Genomic DNA, 18,269 nt, shown 5'->3' with positions numbered 1-18,269 from the left:
GGGCGCGACATGACATGGCCGCGAGTGGCGCGGCGCTACATGCAGAGTTTTGAGCGCGCCCGATCCGAATGCCGACATTTCACTCCCCCCGGCTTCACGGTCAAGGCGCTGGACAAACGTCCGGCCGAACTCCCCCCGCTGAAACTCGATCACTTGCGCCACATGGCGGACGAGACCGGCATGCTGCAGCACGCCATCTTCACCGTGCCCAACTATCACCAGGGCTACAGCACCGACGACAACGCCCGCGCGCTGATGGTGAGCACTTTGCTGGAAGAATTGGGCAGCGGAGAGGCGTTGGAGCTGGCCTCCCGTTATCTCGCGTTCGTCTGGTATGCCTTCAATGCCGAGACCGGACGCTTTCGCAACTTTATGGATTACCAGCGCCGCTGGCTGGAAGATAGCGGCTCGGAGGATTGCCACGGCCGCACGCTGTGCGCCTTGGGCACCGTGTTGGGCCGCTCTAACACGCCGGCCCTGCACAGCATGGCCGGCTGGTTATTTGAAAAGGCCCTGCCCGCCATCGTCACCACGACCAGCCCGCGCGCCTGGGCCTTCGCGCTCATCGGCATTCACGAATATCTCCGGCGGTTTGGCGGAGACCGCATGGCAAGCCATGTCCGCGAGGACTTGGCCGGGCGGTTGCTGGCGTTGTATCAAAGCCACCGCTCGGACGAATGGCGCTGGTACGAAGATGTGTTGACCTACTGTAACGCCGCGCTGCCGCATGCCTTGCTGATGTGCGGCCAATCGATGCCGAATAAAGCAATGATCCAGGCCGGACTGGAGTCGCTCAGTTGGCTGGGCGAGTTGCAGCGCGCCGAGGCAACCGGAGGTCATTTTGTCCCGATCGGATCCAACGGTTTTTATAAGCAGGGCGGTGCGCGCGCCCGCTTCGATCAACAGCCGGTGGAGGCCCAAGCCATGATATCCGCCTGCCTCGAAGCAGACCGGATCACGGGAGACAAACGCTGGCGCAAGGAAGCCCGGCGCGCGTTCGACTGGTTCCTCGGGCGCAACGATCTGAACCTTCCCATCTACGATCCGACGACGGGAGGCTGCCGAGACGGGCTGCATCCCGACCGCCCGAACGAGAATCAGGGCGCGGAGTCTACGCTCGCTTTTCTCCAGTCCCTGCTGGAGCTGCGCCTGGTCGAAAATATTCTTCAAACGGTGAGGCCACAACTCAATGAGCAATCAGCATCCCAGACTCTTTTGGCGTCATAAGCAGAATCCCATCTTGAGCGTCGCCGATTGGCCCTATCCGGCCAACAGCGTGTTCAACCCGGGCGCCACGCTGCTGCCGGATGGCACCACGCTTCTGTTGTGCCGGGTCGAAGACCGGCGCGGCCACTCGCATCTTTGTGCCGCGCGCTCCGCCAACGGCGTGGATAACTGGGAGATCGACTCGCAACCCACGCTGCCGGCCGACCCGGAGCATTTCCCGGAGGAGTTGTGGGGCATCGAAGATCCGCGCATCACCTACCTCCCCGAATTGAGCAAGTACGCAGTTGTCTACACCGCCTACTCGCGCGTCGGTCCGGGCGTGGCCCTGGCGCTCACGAAAGATTTCTACCGCTTCGAGCGCTATGGGATGATCATGGCGCCGGAAGATAAAGATGCGGCTCTGTTTTCCCATCGTATCGGCGGCCAATGGGCTTTGATCCATCGCCCTGTCAGCGCTCCCGGCGCGCATATGTGGACGTCCTATTCACCCGACCTGCGCCACTGGGGCAGCCACAAGCTGATGCTCGAAGCCCGGCGCGGCGGATGGTGGGACGCGAACAAGATCGGTCTCTCACCGCCGCCGATCGAAACGCCGCAGGGCTGGCTCGTGATTTATCATGGGGTCCGGCAGACGCCATCAGGCTGCATTTACCGGCTGGGATTGGCTCTGTTTGATTTGCACCAACCCGAGCATTGCCTGAAACGCAGCGACGAGTGGGTCTTTGGCCCGCAAGAACCCTACGAGCGGAGCGGGGACGTGGACGACGTTGTCTTTCCTTGCGGCGCGACCGTTGCTTCCGATGGCGACACCATCCATCTGTATTATGGCGCGGCGGATACGAGCATTGCCCTGGCCACCGGCAGTATTCGCGCCATGCTCGAGTGGCTCGAGCAACACGCATAAAGAGCCTCCGGTTTGGTCCAATAGTGGACAGACGCCCCTTCCGAGTTAGCCTATCATTAAATTCGGAAGACTCTTAGCGGCGAGCTTCAGATCCGACTCCTTGGCAACTCTTCTACCAGCGAAGAGAGCCGACGAACCGAGTTTTTTGAAGGTCGGTGAAGGTATGATTAAAACACCGCGAACACATGCCGGGCCTGAGCGTCATTTCATGTCGTCAAGCCGCAACCCTATCAGAACGAAGGCTCTTGTCCATAAGGTCAAAACAAACCGGTCGCAAGAGAAGCTGCGGATTTCCGAAATTCGCTACCGGCGGCTGTTTGAAACAGCACGGGACGGCATCCTTATCCTTGATGTCGCCACGCGAAAGATCACGGACGTAAATCCATTTATGGTGCAGTTGTTGGGCTACTCGCGCAGCCAATTCCTCGGCAAGGAACTCTGGGAGATCGGCTTGCTCAAGGACGCGAAGGCCAGCCGGGACGCTTTTCGAGAATTGAAGCAGAAGGGCTATATTCGTTACGAAGACTTGCCGCTCGAAACCAAAGATGGGAAGCGCTGGGAAGTGGAGTTTGTCAGCAACGTCTATGATGAAGGGGGCCATCAAGTCATTCAATGTAACGTTCGCGACATCACCGAACGCAAGCAAGCGGAGGAAGAACTTAAGCAACTCATGGTTCGGGAGCACGCGGCGCGCGCCGAAGCGGAAGCGGCCAATAACCTCAAGGATGAATTTCTTTCAATGGTTTCTCATGAACTCCGCACGCCCCTCACCGCGATACTTGGCTTTTCCGCCATGCTGCGCACCGAAAAGCTTGATGAGCAGTCTTCTACTCGCGCTCTGAAAATCGTCGACCGTAACGCGACGGCGCTGGCGCAGCTCATCGAGGATCTCCTTGACCTCTCACGCATCATTAACGGCAAGTTCCATCTTGATGTCAGCCCGATCGGACTCGCGGAGATCATCAATGCTACGATTGAGTCTCTCCGTCTCGCGGATGCGGAAAGCCGGGGAGAAGGGCGGGGTGCGTCCTTCACAGTGGAAATCCCGCTCCTGGTCCTGGGAGCTTGAGAAAGCGCGCGGCGGACGACTTCCGGCGGTGGCGCTTACCGCTTACGCCAGAGTCGAGGATCGCGCGCGCGTGCTTACGGCAGGGTTTGATATGTTCGTGCCCAAGCCGGTGTACCTGCCCGAGTTACTGGCAACATTAGCGGGTCTCGTAAGCACAGAGTCGTCGTCTTAACCTTCAGCGTGAAGAAGCTCGGCCAATGTTTGGTTGGTCCGGCAGCTCAGAAACTTCAACGCGGATGTAAACGTGAAAAATAGCATTTCATACAAAAACTGTAGCATTTGCACCGAATCATTTCAGCGGGAGAAAAACGGGAGCTGGATCCCGCAGTACACCGTGACGCTTCCTGAAACCGCAAGAAAGCCAGGGGATTTTCCCTCACACCAATACCAATTCAATCAAGCTTTCTCGACTGAAAGCGATGCCGACGAATATGCATTGCGCAGAGCGCGGGAATGGGTTGATACGAACTGAGATCTTGCGCGTCTATCGATCCCTTCAAACGATCCCTTCTAAACAACCCGATCGGGCATGAGGCGGGCTCATGCCAATTGTTTGCAGCCCGAGCATATTATATCACCATCCTCTGTGGAGAAGTTTTTTGCCACTTGTCCGCGCGGTCTGGAACAGCTCCTGGCGGAAGAGCTGCAACAACTTAAAGCGGAAAACACTCACGCCGTAGGGGGTGGAGTCGAATTCAGCGGCGACTTTCCCCTCTGTTACCGTGCCAATCTGGAAAGCCGGATCGCGAGCCGCATCCTATGGCAGGTGGCAAAGGATCGCTACCGCAGCGAGGACGATATTTACGGCGTTGTCTACGATCTGCCGTGGAACAACTGGTTCGGTCCGGAGCACACGATTCGCGTCGACGTCTCGGCGATCAAAAGTCCTCTTACGAGTCTCAATTTCGCCACGCTCAAGATCAAGGACGCGGTGTGCGATAAGTTTCGCCGGCTCTCGGGTCGGCGTCCCAGCGTGGATACACGGCAGCCCGATGTCCCCATCCAGGGACATCTGACGGACCGCGACTTTACCCTTTATCTCGACACCACGGGCGATCCGCTGTTCAAGCGCGGGCGGCGCATCGCTCAGGGAGAGGCGCCGCTCAGGGAAAATCTCGCGGCCGGGATTCTGCGCCTGGCGGGATGGCTCCCCGGCGTTCCTCTGCTCGATCCCATGTGCGGCAGCGGCACGTTTTTACTGGAAGCGGCGCAGATGGCCCTCGACATCGCGCCGGGATCGGGACGTCGTTTCGCTTTCGAGAAACTGAAAAATTTCGATAAGCGCTGCTGGCAGGGGCTGTTGCAGCAAAGCGCGGCCCGGCAAAAACCCAGAGTCCCGCTTCCTATTTACGGCAGCGATCTCTCCGGCGCGGCGCTAACATCGGCGCGGACCAACCTGGCGGCTGCCGGTTTGGAGCGAGCGGTGAGCCTCACGCAGGCGAACGTTCTGGAAATCTCCGCGCCGGCAAAGGAAGGCATCATTGTGACCAACCCGCCTTACGGCGTGCGCCTGGGCGAGCAGCAGGAGTTGGCGGAGTTCTATCCCAAGCTGGGAGACGCGCTGAAGAAAAACTTCAGCGGCTGGCGCGCCTGCATTCTCAGCGCCGACATGCGCCTGCCGAAGCTGATCCGGCTCGCCGCATCGAAGCGCACGCCGCTTTTCAACGGTGCCCTCGAATGCCGGCTGTTTGAGTACAAGATGGTCGAAGGTGGAATGAGGCAAAAAAAGCCTGGCGCGTGATCTCCTTGGTCCGCCGGTATAACGAATCGCTTCCCCTCAGCATACGTTAGCAGCCAAAATCCACTGTCTTTTCATACCTTTTAGTAAGTTGCCTGAAGCGCCTTTCACGTGGGCGGCCCCCGCAAACGATCATTTCAAATGCGTTCACTATTAGACAGCAAATTCTCCCCAGCGAGGTATGCTATCGGGACGCGGAGAATTTGCTGTCAACCGGTTAATATCGGTCTTAGTGTTGGCAAGTTACTAAACAGGCAACCACCGCCGTACGGCGGCTGAAGGAACGGCGATCGGTTGCCGTTTTACGAAGAGGGAGGTTCGTTTGAGACTAAACGTTGGGGACAAGGTTAGTTATCCGAGTCAGGGGCCCTGTCTGATTGGCCCTGTCGTCAAGAGAGTCGTCGGCGGCAAGCTGACGAAGTTCCATCATTGGATTGTCTTGGATAGCGGCGGCGAATTCCTCGTCCCGGTAGATAAACCGCACGCCGGAGGTATCCGGCGGCTACTGGAGAGGTCCGAGATCCCGAAGCTGCTCGCCCATTTAAAGAAGGCAACCCGATCGGCCGAAAGGTGGAACCAACGCACCAAGGAGAACTTAAGACTGTTTAGCTCCGGATCGGCGTTTGATTTGGCGAATATCGTCGGGTCGATGAGTGAGTTGAGGGAGACCAAGAGGTTACAGCCCAGCGACCGGCAGACGCTGGAGAGGGCGAAGAAGCTGTTGGTTTGCGAGATTTCCGAAGTGTTGGGAGAGACAAAGAGCGCGACGGAAGAAAAAATAGCTAGGATCCTCGAAGCGCGAAAAGGGAATAAAGGAACCGGAAGCACGGCAAGAGATTGGCCTCAAATAGAAGATTACGGGGAGGTTCTGTGAGCGAACACGTCTATAAGCAGATCGAGCTGACAGGTTCATCCGACAATACTGTCCTTGAAATCGGCGTGTAAGATTTTGCCCTTCCTTGATGGAGAGGAAAGCCATGGCAACCGAAAAGAATCGCTTCGGGGAAGAGCAGTTCTCGGAGCGAGCCCAGGAGGATTTATATTTTGCCGCGAAAGATCGTGAACTTTTTGAAGAGATGAAGGCGCAGGCACGGAAGGTTGAAGCGACTGAGCGGAAAGAACGCGCGCGGACCTGTCCCAGGTGTGCGGGAAGGCTGGGCAGCTACAGGTTTATGGAATTTGTTTTGGACCGCTGCGAGAGCTGTGAAGGTCTCTGGCTGGAGAAAGGCAAATTGGAGGGAATATTAAGAAGAGCGGCGCGTGGGCCGGTGGGCGCCTTCCTCGGCCGGTGTTTTTCTAAAGACGAAAAAGTAAGACAGACTTAGATTCAGGCGCACGGGGGCGGCCCGCATTTCCACTCCGTGGGCCGCGAACGCAAGAGGACGATAAAATGCACAGCACGCAAATTGCCGCTTACCAGAGCCGCCCGGCGCAATCCGTGTCCGCCGGCTGGGTCTATTCGTATGACCAGCCTGCTCATATTGGAGCGCTTCCAGAATACCTTTTTAACTTCGAGATCAACCTCGCCAGAGTGGGCCCGGAGACGGCGTTGCTGTACGCCGTGCTCGAAGACGCTTTCTTTTGCTTTCAGAAACAGTTTGAGGTCCGGATGCGGCCTATCCAGCGCCAGGCGGCGCGTGATGCTGAGAAATGGTTTCTCAGCAATGACTCGCGGGATCTCTTTTCCTTCATTTCCGTCTGTACGGTGCTCGGTCTAGAGCCCGAGTTTATTCGAAAGAAGCTCAAGCACAGGCGGCAAACTTCCCTGGACACAGTGGCGGGAAAGATATAGAGTGTTTAGCAGTAGATCCACGGCGATATTTTCCCCGCGTTAAAAGGATCGACCAAGCTTCCCTAAAGTCACATCATTGTTTCATGGTCGGTTTCGCGCGGGAGGGCCGATAATGATTCAAGAGACACCTCAATCAGATCTGTTCAAAAAACAATTGGGTGAGTCGCTCCAGCGCGAGACCCAGAATTCCCGCGCCGTCAAGATTGCGCGACACGAAAACGTCTACACGTGCGGCGATCAAGACGAGATGGTTTATTATATCGAAAGCGGGCAGGTCAAACTGCTCATGGACTCATCTGAAGGCAAGGAATGCATTCTTGCTATTCACAGCGTGGGAGACATCTTCGGCGAGCTGTGTCTGTCGGGATTGGGCGGGCGTCTCGAAACGGCGACCGCGATGAAAGCGACGACCTTAAAACGAGTAGCGCGCGACCAATTTTTTGCGCGTTTAGGCCGCGACTCGCTCTTCGAGGGCTTTATTCGCTACCTGGCGGTGCGCGTCGCGGACCAGCAGCAGGTCATCGCCAATCTGGTGACGGTCGACAGCGAGCAGAGACTGGGCCAGACGCTGCTGCAGCTCGGCCGCACGGTGGGCAAGAAAGATCCCCGCAGCATTCGCATCGAGCTCAAGATATCGCATGAAGAATTGTCGGAGATGGTGGGAACCACGCGGCCCCGAATCAGCATGTTCATGCAGAGGTTCCGCAACCTGGGCTTGATCGAGACGAATAAAGAGCACTTTCTCATCATCAAGGAAAATAAACTCACCAAGTATCTCGCTCAGATCGCCTAAAGCGGGCGCATCCGCGACGGCCTTGCGATAATTCCTTTCAAACGCGTCCAAGCGTGGACGGCAATCGAGCCGTCGCCCCGGATATTGTTCTTTTCAAGCTGTCTAATATTGGACAGCGGTTCTTGCCGCCCCGGTGTACTGTAAGATGCGGAATATTTTTATGCAGTCAAACCCTACAAATCGCGAAGCCATCGACTTGCCGAGATCACACCGGCGGATCAAGCAATTCCGGATCGTCTTGATCAAACCCTCCAAGTACGACGACGAAGGATACATCATCCGCTTTTGGAAGGGAGTCCTCCCCAGCAACACGCTCAACGTGCTGCATGGCCTAACGGAAGACGTCGGCGAGCGCAGGCTGTTTGGGGATCTTAAAATAAAAGTCGAGACCTTCGATGAAACGGCCGAAAAAGTGCCCGTTCGGAAGATCATTCGCTGGAGTAGGCGTCGCGGCACGAAGCTCTTGGTTTGCCTGGTGGGCGTTCAAACCAACCAGTTTCCCAGGGCCGTAGACCTGGCAAGAAAGTTCCGCGCCGCGGGCATCGACGTCATAATCGGCGGATTCCACACGAGCGGAACCATCAACATGCTCGGAGAGCAGGAACCCGATATTCAGGAGCTCGTGCGGGAATCCATCTCGATCGTCTCGGGCGAGGTGGAAGAGAACTGGGCCGATATTCTGGCCGATGTCCTGGGCGGCCGATTGAAGCCGATCTATTCCTTTGCCCAGGACCTGCAGAACCTGGTCGATATCGAGAAGGCCCCTCTGCCGCGCGTAAGCCACAAGACGATGCGCCATTTCGCCCGGCCGGATTTCGGCACCGCCGACACCTCGCGCGGCTGTCCTTTTGCGTGCTCCTTCTGCACGATCATCAACGTCCAAGGGCGCAAAATGCGCGAGCGGAACCCCGAGATTCTCGGCGCAATGATCCGCCGAAACCATCTTGAAAACGGAATCTCCTTCTACTTCTTCACCGACGATAATTTCGCCCGCAAAAAACTCTGGCGCGAGACTTTCGAAGAGATCATCAAGCTCAGAAAAGAAGGCATCAAGATCGCGTTTATGATGCAAGTCGATCTCGCCCGCAAGCCTGAAGACTTCGTCCGGCTCGCCGCCGAGGCGGGTTGCACCCAGGTCTTTATCGGGATGGAGAGCGTCAATCCCGAAAATCTCAAGGCTGAAGGAAAGGGCCAAAACCACGTCGAGGAGTACCGGAGCATCATCAAAGAATGGCACGACGCGGGCGTTGCCGTCCACGCGGGATACATCATCGGCTTGCCCTTCGACACCAAAGAGCAGGTCCCGCGCGATATTCGCTATCTCATGGAGGTCATCCAGCCGGATCAGGCATCGTTCTTCATGCTGACGCCCCTGCCCGGTTCCCACGACCACCGCGAGATGAAAAAGCGCGGCGAATGGATGGATGCCGATCTCAACAAGCGCGATTCCTTTCATGCCACCATCAAGCATCCGCGCATGTGGGCGCACGAATGGACCGCAGCCTACGAAGGGGCATGGAAAACTTTCTACAGCAAGGAAAATATGATCCGCATCCTGTCGCGCTGGAACCATAGCCCGAGGAATTACTGGAACCTCATGTCGATCTTTTTCTGGTACAAAAACGCCGCGGTCATCGAAAAGGAGCATCCGATGATCGCAGGATTCTTCCGTTTGAAGAGCCGGCTCTCGCGCCGGCCCGGTTACGCGATCGATTCCTTGCCGGTGCATCTCTGGAAGCGGACCGGAGACGTCGCCCGGCTCTTTATCGCGTGGGTCAAATTCTTGAAGGAGATGGAAGAAGTTTGGCTCCAGACGCGGAAGAAGAGCGAACGAGAAGAATACTGGCTCGAGGAGGTTCAGCGGATTCAGGGAGAGATTTGGCAAGTCCTCAAGATCGGAGAATGGCAAAAAGTCTACAACACCGCCAAGGCGACGCTCCCGGCAAAGGCCAAGGCCCTGCTGGATCCCTTTGAAGAGCTATCTTCGAAGATACTGTGCAGCCGCAAAGATCTGAGCATGTTTCTGAAGCGATGGGACGGACTGCAAGATAGAATCGAGGAATTGCGCACTCATCTGAGCCGGGAAGGAGAAGCCACGCGCCGGTCGCTTGATAACATGTCTCAGCTCCACGCGAGTATCCGGCCCGGAAGCAGGATACAGGAGTGGCAAGAGGCCTACTCTCGCCTGAGACAGAGTCTCCCGCCAAGATTTCATCTCGCTCATGTCAAGTTCGATGCCTTGAGCAATCGGGCCATCTGTTCCCGTCAGGACCTCCAGAGGTTTTGGGCCGACACTGCGCGACAGCTACGAGAGATGAGGTTCTGGAACATCCGTCCCTGGAAAGTGACCGCCGCTTTCATTGAAGATTTGTCGCTGACCGCGTCTTTTGCCGTCACATTTAAGAACTCCAAGGCGGCATCCCGCGAATAAGCCTCACCGTGCCCCATCCGAGCGAAAAAGCTTGGAGATAATTCTTTTCGGAAGGGTTCAAGATTAGACAGCAATCTCGCCCCGGCCGGTTTATCCTCAAAACAGTTTAAGACTTTGAGGCATAGGGTTGTTTCCGAGGTTGCTTGAAATTCTTCCGGTAAGCCTGACTTAAACCCTCTAATCAGTTCAACCCAGGAGGTTTGCGATGAGAAGATCAATGATAGCGTTTGCGGCAGCGGGATTGCTGGCGCTGCCCGGCGCGGCGACGGCTCAGCAGGAAGGGTCGAGAGGCTGGTGGGGTGGATGGGGCGATCATAGCACGGAGTGTCCCCAGCCCAAGGTTATGGCCGAGAAAATAACCGAGGACCAGGCGAGAGATTTAGCCCAGGCGTATGGCAACAAAAACCTGCCGGGCTACAAAGTCGTGAGGCCCGCAGGTTACGGCGGAGGCTATGAAACTACGTGCTACCAGGTCACCAGCGCCGGAGCCTATCAAATCCTCCATTCCGTGGAGTATTCGATCGACCTGACAACTCCAGCGGGTGATCGGCGCAATGTTCGCGTCGATCAGTTCGGAAATGTGGTTCCCTTCGGCGGTCCCTTTGGATTGGCGGGCGCCCAAGGTCCAGCCGGCCGGGATGGCGCAGTCGGCCCCGCAGGCGCGCAAGGTCCAGCCGGACCGGTAGGCGCGCAAGGCAAGGCCGGTGCGATGCAGCAGCAGTGGGCCTCGTTCAAGAACTTCCTGTTCGATACAGATAAGTCGGATATTCGGTCGAACGAGATGAGCAAGGTCACCGAGATCGCGGCCTATATGCGGCAGAATTCGTCCGCCAAGGTCGGAATCGACGGTCACGCGGATCCGCGCGGCACGGACCAGTACAACCAAGGCCTGAGCGAGCGTCGTGTCGGCTCCATTCGTGACGCGCTGGCTAAAGCCGGAGTGGCGGGTGACAGGATCCAGACGGGCGCCTTCGGCGAGCAGCGGCTCCAGTGCAACCAATCCACTGAAGTGTGCTGGCAGAGCGACCGGCGAGTCGAAGTGCTGATCGGCACCGACAGCGCGAGCGCCAGCAGGTAGACGGGCAAGATCTATCCCGTTGCCTGGGTGTTCTTTGTCGGAGAGTCTCCTTCGCGTCCGACACGCGGAGGGGATTCTCCGGCGAAATGCGTGAAGGGACAAGCGGCATGAAGATAAATCATAATGACGAGATGAGCGGTCATAACTTGAAGGAGCTTCTAGCGAACGCCAGCGACTTGGCCTTCGAATACTCCAGTAGCCCCCAAGACGCCTATAATCTCACCCGTCAGGCTTTTGTTGAAATTCTGAGAGAGGCATTCCCGCGAAATAAGTCCATTGACCGGCACTTTGCCGGAAATAAGTACCTGCATTGATTACGTTTAAGATGGCCTAGGGCGGCATGCGCATGCCCAGAGGGGCCGCACGGTAATTCTTTTCAAAGCCGTCCACTATTAGACAGCAACCCCGTGCGAGGCGGCGTAAGTTTAATCCAAAGGAGGTGACTGATTATGGGACTACTCTTGGTGATTATCCTGGTTCTGCTCCTGTTTGGAGGTCTCCCCCGCTGGGGCTATCACTCGTATGGCTATGCTCCGTCGGGCTTCCTTGGAGTGGCGCTGATTGTTCTGATCGTTCTGCTCTTGGCCGGCCGACTCTAACAGGGCAACGAGCGGGCCTAGCCCCGGGCCTCTTGCGCAAGTATCCAGAGAGACAACGGGCGCCGTGGGGAGCGGATTGTTTGTATTACGGGCATGAAAAAGCTTGGATTAAAAAAGGCACAGTGTTTTACTCCTGAGGTTGCTAGAAATTTTTCCAGTAAGCCTGACCGAGCCCTCTAACAAGTCCAACCCAAAGGAGGTTGCGATGAAAAATTGATGGTGGTGTTGCTGCTCATGGCCAGCCTCGGTCAAGCGGGTTGCATGTTTTTGGGAGGAGCGGCGGTGGGAGCCGGAGCGACGGGAGCTGGCTACGAATACAACGCCTACAAGCAGATGAACAAGCTCGAGGAGGATTATAAAAACAAAAAAATATCCCGTGAAGAATACGAAGACCGTAAGAAACAGATCGAGAAGGGATCGATCATCTATTAGGGAAGAGAACTCCATCCCCTCGTAAGCGAAAATGAAAGGAAAAGCAAAAAAATGAAATCGAATGGTGGACTCAAATTCCCTTACTTCCTAATCGCTATGGGCGTAGGGGCTATGGCCGGACTGTTGTTTGTGCTCCGCTCGGGCAAAGACACACGGAAATATCTTCGCGAGCGAAGCGACAAGGGCCTCGATTATCTGAATCGGAAGACCGGAAAGCTGCGCGATAACGCCGAAGGGCTGGTGAAAAAGGGCAAGGAATTTATGGGCGGCCAGAAGCGCGGCTCGGTCAAGACCGACACGGAAGCCGAAAAGCAGGCCTACCAGGAAGAGAAGCGAAAGCACTTGGGGGGATAAGATGCTTATGCGTATCAAACCGACAATACTTTTTGGGATCGTTCTCATCATCCTCGGAGTGGCGCTTTTTGCCTACCAGGGCATTACCTATACAACGCGTGAGAACGTCGTCGATCTCGGTCCCATCCAAGCCAACGTTGAGACCAAGAAGACCATCGCGCTCCCGCCTATCTTGGGGGCCTGTGTGCTTGCAGGCGGCATCGTGATGGTCGTGGCTGGAACCAAGAAGTCCTGGATGAGTTGACGATAATTACCCGGACAGAAAGCGGTCGTCATGGCGAATTTAGTTTTGACTCTGGTCATTGCGATTATCGCGGCTTGGGTGGCGGTGCAGGTCATGCGGGGACGAATCTGATCGGGCGGGATATGCCTCTGCGACTTGAACGAACCGGCAGCGGACGCGCAACGCTCGCGCGCGCTGGAAAAAAGGAAACACGATCGTGATTCAACAGACTCCTCAAGCGGACCTGTTCAAAAAACAACTGGGTGAATCGCTGCAGCGCGCGACCGTGAATTCCCGAGCCGTCAAGATTGCGCGGCACGCCAACGTCTATACTTGCGGCGATCGAGACGAGATGGTCTATTTCGTCGAAAGCGGACAGATTAAACTTCTCATGCTCTCGACCGAAGGCAAAGAGTGCATCCTGGCGATCCACGGTGCGGGAGACATTTTCGGCGAGCTGTGCCTGTCGGGGTTGGGCGGGCGTCTGGAAACGGCGACGGCGATGAAAGCGACGACCTTGAAACAAATCCCTTGCAACAAATTTTTTGCCCGTTTAGGCCGCGACTCGCTGTTCGAGGGCTTCGTTCGCTACATGGCCGTGCGCGTGGCCGACCAGCAGCAGGTCATCGCCAATCTGGTGACGGTCGACAGCGAGCAGCGGCTGGGGCAGACGCTGCTGCAGCTCGGCCGCACGATGGGCAAGAAAGACCCGCGCAGCATTCGCATCGAGCTGAAGATAACACACGAGGAGCTGTCCGAGATGGTGGGAACGACCCGGCCCCGGGTCAGCTTATTTATGCAGAGATTTCGGAACCTCGGACTGATCGAGACGAACAAAGAGCACTTTCTCATCATCAAAGAACACAAACTCACCGACTATCTGGCCCAGATCGCCTAGAGTTTGGAGAACGCCATGCTCAAGCAAATCGAGATCAAAGGTCAGCGCTTGGAGCTCTACAGCCCGGACAAGGGGCGCAGCTGGTCGAGCGATGCGCGTTCGCTCGTAGCTTATGGGCGAAGGAAAAAGACGGCGCGCTCGGAGTTACAGAAGAGTTTTGAATACATAGGCGAAATACAGGATCTCGATCCGGATAGTCTCAGTGAGATTGCAAATAGTCTCATCCGACGGTGAGAAGATCCGCTGGTGGGCGAGATCGGAAAGACAACAGAAAGGCGCCGGAGAAAAACATGAACGGAACATCACGGATAAAATACAGCGTGCTGGCGATAGTGCTGGCCGCTGCTCTGGCAGCACCCGCTCATGCGGCCACGCCGGACGCCTGGATCACAACGAAGACCAAGCTGGCTCTCCTGACCACGGAGGGCGTCCGCGGTACGGCCATCCACGTGGACACCATCCTCGGCAAGGTCACCTTGCACGGCAAAGTGCGCTCCGCCGAGGAGAAAACGAAAGCGGAGAGCATCGCCAAGAAGACCGACGGGGTGCAGGAAGTGCGCAACCTGCTGCAGGTCGTTACCGCAGAGCGCGAGAAGGCGGTTCAGTTGTCCGACGACGACCTTAAGCAGCGGGTTGAAAAAGCGATCAAGGCCGATTCTTCTCTCAAGGACAGCAGCATCTCCGTAAAGTCCGTGAACAAGGGCGTGGTGCTGCTCGACGGCACCGCGAAGACCCTAAGCGCTCACCTGCGCGCCGTCGAAGACGCCGCCTGGGTACCGGGCGTAGAGCGGGTCGCGAGCGAGATTAAGAGTCCCGACACGCTCGCCGATGCGGAGATCTGGCGTGAGCCCACGACGAAAACGTCCGCTAAGGAGTCCGGAATTCGCGATGCTGCCAGCGATACATGGATCACCTCGGCAACGAAGATGCGTTTGTTGGCCGACAGCCGGACGCCGGGACTCGACATCAATGTAGAAACACGCGCGGGGGTCGTAACGCTCTTTGGAATTGTCCCCTCTCAGGATGCAAAGGCCGCTGCGGAGGTCGATGCCCGCAAAGTGAGCGGAGTAAAAAGTGTTGTGAACGAACTGCAGGTGGTTCCACCGGGCAAGCAGGCGACGGTGAAGGCGCGCGACGAGGATATCGAGCGCGAAGTGAAGAAGGCTTTTGAGAAGTCGGACCTGAAGGACGTCAGTGTAGAGGTAAAGAACGGGGTCGTGCGGCTAAAGGGGACCGTTTCCAGCGGGACGCGGCGCCTGGATGCGGCAGTTCTGGCGCGCTCGGTCGAGGGCGTGCGCGCGATCAAAGACGATCTCCGCGTCGCAACGGCTAAGGCCTGAGCGGCCTCTGCTCCTCACGACCAGATAAAGGTCGCATTGAACGAACCGACGACTAGGACGCGCAATGCTCGCGCACGCTAGAGAAAGATCCAACGTGTCAAGGGAGACACGCTCGCTTCTTCAAAGGAGACGTAGTTCTAAATGATAGAAGCGATCGATACTCGAACATGGACGATGATTGCCGCCGGCGTGGTCCTGGTGGCCGTTGCACGCGGGGCCCGGTTCTACATGCGAAAAAGGAAGTCTCCAAAGGACGGGGACAGGCTCCCATTCCTTCCTTTGTCGTCGTCTGAAACTGCCCGATTCAGTGAAGCCTGGCGCTCGTTACAGAAGCGATTCATCGATAATCCCCGATGGACGATCGCAGAGGCTGATCTACTGGCCCGTGAATTGATGAAAAAACGGGGGTGTCCCATGGATGATTTTGAGCGCCGCGCCGCCGACATTGCAGTCGATCATCCCGACGTGGTGGCAAATTACCGATCCGCCCGGGATATTGCACTGAGCGATCAGCGTGGAACGGCCAATACGGCGGATCTGCACGAAGCCGTTGCTCATTACGGCGCTCTCTTCGACGCTCTGCTGGCAGTCAAGAGACCGAAGCGAGGCGCCGGCAAAAAAGAGCGGGCGGAACTTGAAGAGGAGCGTGCTAAGACGGTGTGATTGTCTAGTTATACCTGGGACAGTCGGTCGGAGAAATAATGAGAAAACCCGCCGGGCGTATGGCCAGCACGACCTTTCAAGCTGGAGTCGCCGGACCCAACTGGCTCAAGTCATCAATCCCAGGTTCGACTTTGCGGAAATGGCGAAGCGCTCGCTGGGGCCTCACTGGGGACGCCGCACATCCGAAGAACAGCGGCAGTTCGTAAAGATTTTCACGGGGCTGTTGGGAAGGCTTTACGCGGACAGAATCGAATCCTATTCCGGTCAAAACGTTCTCTACACGCGCGAGGTCGAGGAAGCGAGCTACGCGGAAGTATTCACCAGGATCGTCGCGGACGATAGCCGCGAAGAATTGTCCGTCAACTACAAGCTCCACAACGTCGACAGGGAATGGAAAGTCTACGACCTTGTGATCGAAGACATCAGTCTGGTCAACAACTATCGCTCCCAGTTCGACCGCGTCATCGTGCGATCTTCTTTCGAGGATCTGGTCCGGGTCATGAAAGAAAAGCAGGCGCAGGATTCGGAGAAGGCTCGTCCACTGCATACCGCGGGTCGCCCGGAGCGGCCATCCGTGTTCGCGGGCCTCACGGAAGTTCTTGTCAAAAGCGTTCAAGATTGAACGACAATCCCCTCCCGGTCGGTCCCTTAGGCCGGAATTCCTCAACTTGCAGCCACTTCGCTAGAGGAGTTGCGCCCTAAACAAGAGCAGCATGACCCGAACCGAGCATCGATCAAGTTTGTAGGCTTTGCCTTTAAAGATCGCCCACGGATCTCCGCCAGCCTCGAGATAATTTTTTTCAAAAGGGTTCAAGATTAGACAGCAATGCCGGTCGAGGCGGTGTACCGTCTAGATCAGAACGGAATTGGTTATTTAGCGTTGACGGGTATGAAACAAGTTTGGGAGGCTTTTATGAAAAGATTCGGAATAGTCATGGGTGGGATATTCATGATCGGTCTGCTGTTGGCTTCGAGTGGGTGTTACGTAGGACATTACCGGGGTATGACCACCAGGGGTACTACCGCGGGTATGATAGGGACTACTACAACCGTTATGACAATCGCTATCGGCGTTGGTGATCGAGCCGCCCATCAGGCCAGAGACTCAGGGTGAAGAGCGAGCTTTTCGAGCCTCAAGGGTAAATGCGATCATGATTCAACTGAACCCTCGAGTGGATCTGTTCAAACGACGATTGCGTGATTCTCTCAAGCGCGCGACCGTAAATTCTCGCGCCGTCAAGATTGCCCGAGACGCTATCGTTTACGCCCGTGGCGATCAAGACGCGAAGGTTTATTTCATCGAAAGCGGGCAGATCAAACTGCTCATGCGGGCCTCCGAAGGCAAGGAGTGTCTCCTTGCCATTCACAGTGCCGGAGATATTTTCGGCGAGCTGTGCCTGTCCGGGTTGGACGCGCGTGCGGAAACAGCGGTCGCGATGCAAGAAACGGTTTTAAAGCAAATACCGTGTAACAGGTTTTTTTCGCGTTTGAGCCGCGACTCGCTGTTCGAGGGCTTCGTGCAGTACCTGGCGGTGCGCGTTGCCGACCAGCATCAGGTCATCGCCAACCTCGTGACGGTCGATAGCGAGCAGCGGCTCGGCAAGACGCTCTTGCAACTGGCGCGCACGAAGGGCAAGAGAGACCCGCACAGCATTCGCATCGAGCTCAGGATATCGCACGAAGAGTTGTCGGAGATGGTGGGGACGACGGGGCCTCGGATCGGCATATTTATGCAGAGATTTCACAACCTCGGGCTGATCGAGACGAACGCAGATGACTTTCTCGTTATCAAAGAAGTGCCGCTCGCCGACTATCTAGCTCAGCTCGCCTGAGGGCTGCGCGCCTGCCTGCAGGCCCCCACGAGAATTATTTTCAAAAGCGTTCAACATTAGACAGCAATCTCCGCCGGGCTGGCGTAAGTTGAATTCAGACCGATCAGACTAAGACTAAGGAGGTACAGAAAATGGAAATGCTGGAAGCGATCGAAATTCAAACGTGGTTGATGCTCGCGGCTGTCGTGGCCGTAACATTGGTCGCGCTGGGGACCTGGCTCTACATACGAAGAAAGCAGTCCCAAAAGCGATCCCACAAGCTCCAAGAACGCTTCGGTCCGGAATATAACCGAGCCGTGAGCGAATACGGCAGCCGAACTAAAGGCGAATCGGAACTCAAGGCGCGGGAAAAGCGCGTGGAGCGGCTCGATATCGTCCCCTTGGCGCCGTCGGAAGCCGCCAGATTCAGTGAAGCGTGGGGCTCGTTACAGAATCGATTCGTCGATAATCCCGCGTGGACGGTCAGCGAGGCCGAACATCTGGTCCGTGAGTTGATGCAAAAACGGGGTTATCCCATGGGGGATTTTGAGCGCCGCGCGGCCGACATTTCAGTCGATCACCCCGACGTTGTGGCAAATTACCGATCGGCGCAGGCTATCGCCTTGTGCGATCAGCGCGGGACGGCGGACACCGAGGAGCTGCGCAGAGCCGTTGTGCATTACCGCGCCCTCTTCGACGAACTGCTCGAGGTAAGGAACCCGAAGCAAGAGGTCGGCGAAAAAGAGCGCGTGGAAGCGTGATCAATTTAATTTTGCGGTCAGTATCGTCCGACAGATTTTAGGAGTCTCAGTTTAAACGCTAGGTTTTTTACAGTGTTCATGACGTTTCAAGGTGTTAACGATTTGAATTCGGAATGCCAATGTCGGCAGTCTTTCGGGACTTTCCCGGGAGGCACC

General features: G+C 56.6%; 20 protein-coding genes. All 20 read left to right on the top strand.

Features of this window, described 5'->3' with window-relative positions:
* Positions 1-1,227, top strand: a 1,227-nt coding sequence (locus VGL70_06155; protein ID HEY3303102.1) for a glycosyl transferase family 1, incomplete at its 5' end; no start/stop codon positions are given.
* Positions 1,190-2,131, top strand: coding sequence for a glycosidase (locus tag VGL70_06150; protein ID HEY3303101.1), 942 nt, complete (start codon positions 1,190-1,192; stop codon positions 2,129-2,131). The genes VGL70_06155 and VGL70_06150, both read left to right, overlap by 38 nt.
* A 163-nt stretch (positions 2,132-2,294) precedes the next feature.
* Entirely contained in the window at positions 2,295-3,200 is a 906-nt protein-coding gene (locus tag VGL70_06145) for a PAS domain S-box protein (GenBank protein HEY3303100.1), read from the top strand.
* Between the two features lie 586 nt (positions 3,201-3,786).
* Positions 3,787-4,941, top strand: coding sequence for a THUMP domain-containing protein (locus VGL70_06140; protein HEY3303099.1), 1,155 nt, complete (start codon positions 3,787-3,789; stop codon positions 4,939-4,941).
* Between the two features lie 319 nt (positions 4,942-5,260).
* Positions 5,261-5,812, top strand: a complete 552-nt coding sequence (locus VGL70_06135) for a hypothetical protein (GenBank protein ID HEY3303098.1) — start codon at positions 5,261-5,263, stop codon at positions 5,810-5,812.
* A 516-nt stretch (positions 5,813-6,328) separates the two neighbouring features.
* Positions 6,329-6,730: a hypothetical protein gene (locus VGL70_06130; protein ID HEY3303097.1), complete on the top strand. Its 402-nt coding sequence runs from the start codon at positions 6,329-6,331 to the stop codon at positions 6,728-6,730.
* A 112-nt stretch (positions 6,731-6,842) separates the two neighbouring features.
* Positions 6,843-7,523, top strand: a complete 681-nt coding sequence (locus VGL70_06125) for a Crp/Fnr family transcriptional regulator (GenBank protein ID HEY3303096.1) — start codon at positions 6,843-6,845, stop codon at positions 7,521-7,523.
* A gap of 160 nt (positions 7,524-7,683) precedes the next feature.
* Entirely contained in the window at positions 7,684-9,954 is a 2,271-nt protein-coding gene (locus tag VGL70_06120; protein HEY3303095.1) for a radical SAM protein, read from the top strand.
* Positions 9,955-10,159: 205 nt separating this feature from the next.
* Positions 10,160-11,032: an OmpA family protein gene (locus VGL70_06115; protein HEY3303094.1), complete on the top strand. Its 873-nt coding sequence runs from the start codon at positions 10,160-10,162 to the stop codon at positions 11,030-11,032.
* Between the two features lie 446 nt (positions 11,033-11,478).
* Entirely contained in the window at positions 11,479-11,631 is a 153-nt protein-coding gene (locus tag VGL70_06110) for a DUF3309 family protein (protein HEY3303093.1), read from the top strand.
* 216 nt (positions 11,632-11,847) lie between these two features.
* On the top strand, positions 11,848-12,063 hold the full coding sequence (locus VGL70_06105) for a hypothetical protein (GenBank protein HEY3303092.1): 216 nt from the start codon (positions 11,848-11,850) through the stop codon (positions 12,061-12,063).
* Positions 12,064-12,174: 111 nt separating this feature from the next.
* Positions 12,175-12,417 (top strand): YtxH domain-containing protein, encoded by a 243-nt coding sequence (locus tag VGL70_06100; protein HEY3303091.1) that lies wholly within the window; start codon positions 12,175-12,177, stop codon positions 12,415-12,417.
* Positions 12,418-12,424: 7 nt separating this feature from the next.
* Positions 12,425-12,661 carry a DUF3185 domain-containing protein gene (locus tag VGL70_06095; protein ID HEY3303090.1) on the top strand — a complete coding sequence of 79 codons (237 nt, stop codon included), beginning with the start codon at positions 12,425-12,427 and terminating at the stop codon, positions 12,659-12,661.
* Positions 12,662-12,857: 196 nt separating this feature from the next.
* Positions 12,858-13,538, top strand: a complete 681-nt coding sequence (locus tag VGL70_06090; protein HEY3303089.1) for a Crp/Fnr family transcriptional regulator — start codon at positions 12,858-12,860, stop codon at positions 13,536-13,538.
* A gap of 15 nt (positions 13,539-13,553) precedes the next feature.
* Positions 13,554-13,772: a hypothetical protein gene (locus tag VGL70_06085; protein ID HEY3303088.1), complete on the top strand. Its 219-nt coding sequence runs from the start codon at positions 13,554-13,556 to the stop codon at positions 13,770-13,772.
* 56 nt (positions 13,773-13,828) lie between these two features.
* On the top strand, positions 13,829-14,878 hold the full coding sequence (locus VGL70_06080) for a BON domain-containing protein (protein HEY3303087.1): 1,050 nt from the start codon (positions 13,829-13,831) through the stop codon (positions 14,876-14,878).
* Between the two features lie 141 nt (positions 14,879-15,019).
* Complete coding sequence (locus tag VGL70_06075) at positions 15,020-15,541, top strand: hypothetical protein (protein HEY3303086.1); 522 nt, start codon at positions 15,020-15,022, stop codon at positions 15,539-15,541.
* Complete coding sequence (locus VGL70_06070) at positions 15,525-16,163, top strand: ABC transporter substrate-binding protein (GenBank protein HEY3303085.1); 639 nt, start codon at positions 15,525-15,527, stop codon at positions 16,161-16,163. Before VGL70_06075 ends, VGL70_06070 begins: the two co-directional genes overlap by 17 nt.
* Positions 16,164-16,692: 529 nt before the next feature.
* Positions 16,693-17,373 carry a Crp/Fnr family transcriptional regulator gene (locus VGL70_06065; protein ID HEY3303084.1) on the top strand — a complete coding sequence of 227 codons (681 nt, stop codon included), beginning with the start codon at positions 16,693-16,695 and terminating at the stop codon, positions 17,371-17,373.
* A gap of 131 nt (positions 17,374-17,504) precedes the next feature.
* On the top strand, positions 17,505-18,113 hold the full coding sequence (locus VGL70_06060) for a hypothetical protein (protein HEY3303083.1): 609 nt from the start codon (positions 17,505-17,507) through the stop codon (positions 18,111-18,113).
* Positions 18,114-18,269 lie beyond the last annotated feature (156 nt).

It is taken from the genome of Candidatus Binatia bacterium (assembly GCA_036504975.1).
Classification (GTDB): domain Bacteria; phylum Desulfobacterota; class Binatia; order UBA9968; family UBA9968; genus JAJPJQ01.
Note: the sequence above shows the minus strand (reverse complement) of the source record. Positions and strands in the feature narration are given on the sequence as shown.

Bases quoted from the DNA above. Each gene is read 5' to 3' on its own strand.
- VGL70_06150 (HEY3303101.1), top strand. From the start codon at position 1,190: ATGAGCAATCAGCATCCCAGACTCTTTTGGCGTCATAAGCAGAATCCC.
- VGL70_06145 (HEY3303100.1), top strand. From the start codon at position 2,295: ATGATTAAAACACCGCGAACACATGCCGGGCCTGAGCGTCATTTCATG.
- VGL70_06130 (HEY3303097.1), top strand. From the start codon at position 6,329: ATGCACAGCACGCAAATTGCCGCTTACCAGAGCCGCCCGGCGCAATCC.
- VGL70_06125 (HEY3303096.1), top strand. From the start codon at position 6,843: ATGATTCAAGAGACACCTCAATCAGATCTGTTCAAAAAACAATTGGGT.
- VGL70_06120 (HEY3303095.1), top strand. From the start codon at position 7,684: ATGCAGTCAAACCCTACAAATCGCGAAGCCATCGACTTGCCGAGATCA.
- VGL70_06115 (HEY3303094.1), top strand. From the start codon at position 10,160: ATGAGAAGATCAATGATAGCGTTTGCGGCAGCGGGATTGCTGGCGCTG.
- VGL70_06105 (HEY3303092.1), top strand. From the start codon at position 11,848: ATGGTGGTGTTGCTGCTCATGGCCAGCCTCGGTCAAGCGGGTTGCATG.
- VGL70_06100 (HEY3303091.1), top strand. From the start codon at position 12,175: ATGGCCGGACTGTTGTTTGTGCTCCGCTCGGGCAAAGACACACGGAAA.
- VGL70_06095 (HEY3303090.1), top strand. From the start codon at position 12,425: ATGCGTATCAAACCGACAATACTTTTTGGGATCGTTCTCATCATCCTC.
- VGL70_06085 (HEY3303088.1), top strand. From the start codon at position 13,554: ATGCTCAAGCAAATCGAGATCAAAGGTCAGCGCTTGGAGCTCTACAGC.
- VGL70_06080 (HEY3303087.1), top strand. From the start codon at position 13,829: ATGAACGGAACATCACGGATAAAATACAGCGTGCTGGCGATAGTGCTG.
- VGL70_06075 (HEY3303086.1), top strand. From the start codon at position 15,020: ATGATAGAAGCGATCGATACTCGAACATGGACGATGATTGCCGCCGGC.
- VGL70_06065 (HEY3303084.1), top strand. From the start codon at position 16,693: ATGATTCAACTGAACCCTCGAGTGGATCTGTTCAAACGACGATTGCGT.
- VGL70_06060 (HEY3303083.1), top strand. From the start codon at position 17,505: ATGGAAATGCTGGAAGCGATCGAAATTCAAACGTGGTTGATGCTCGCG.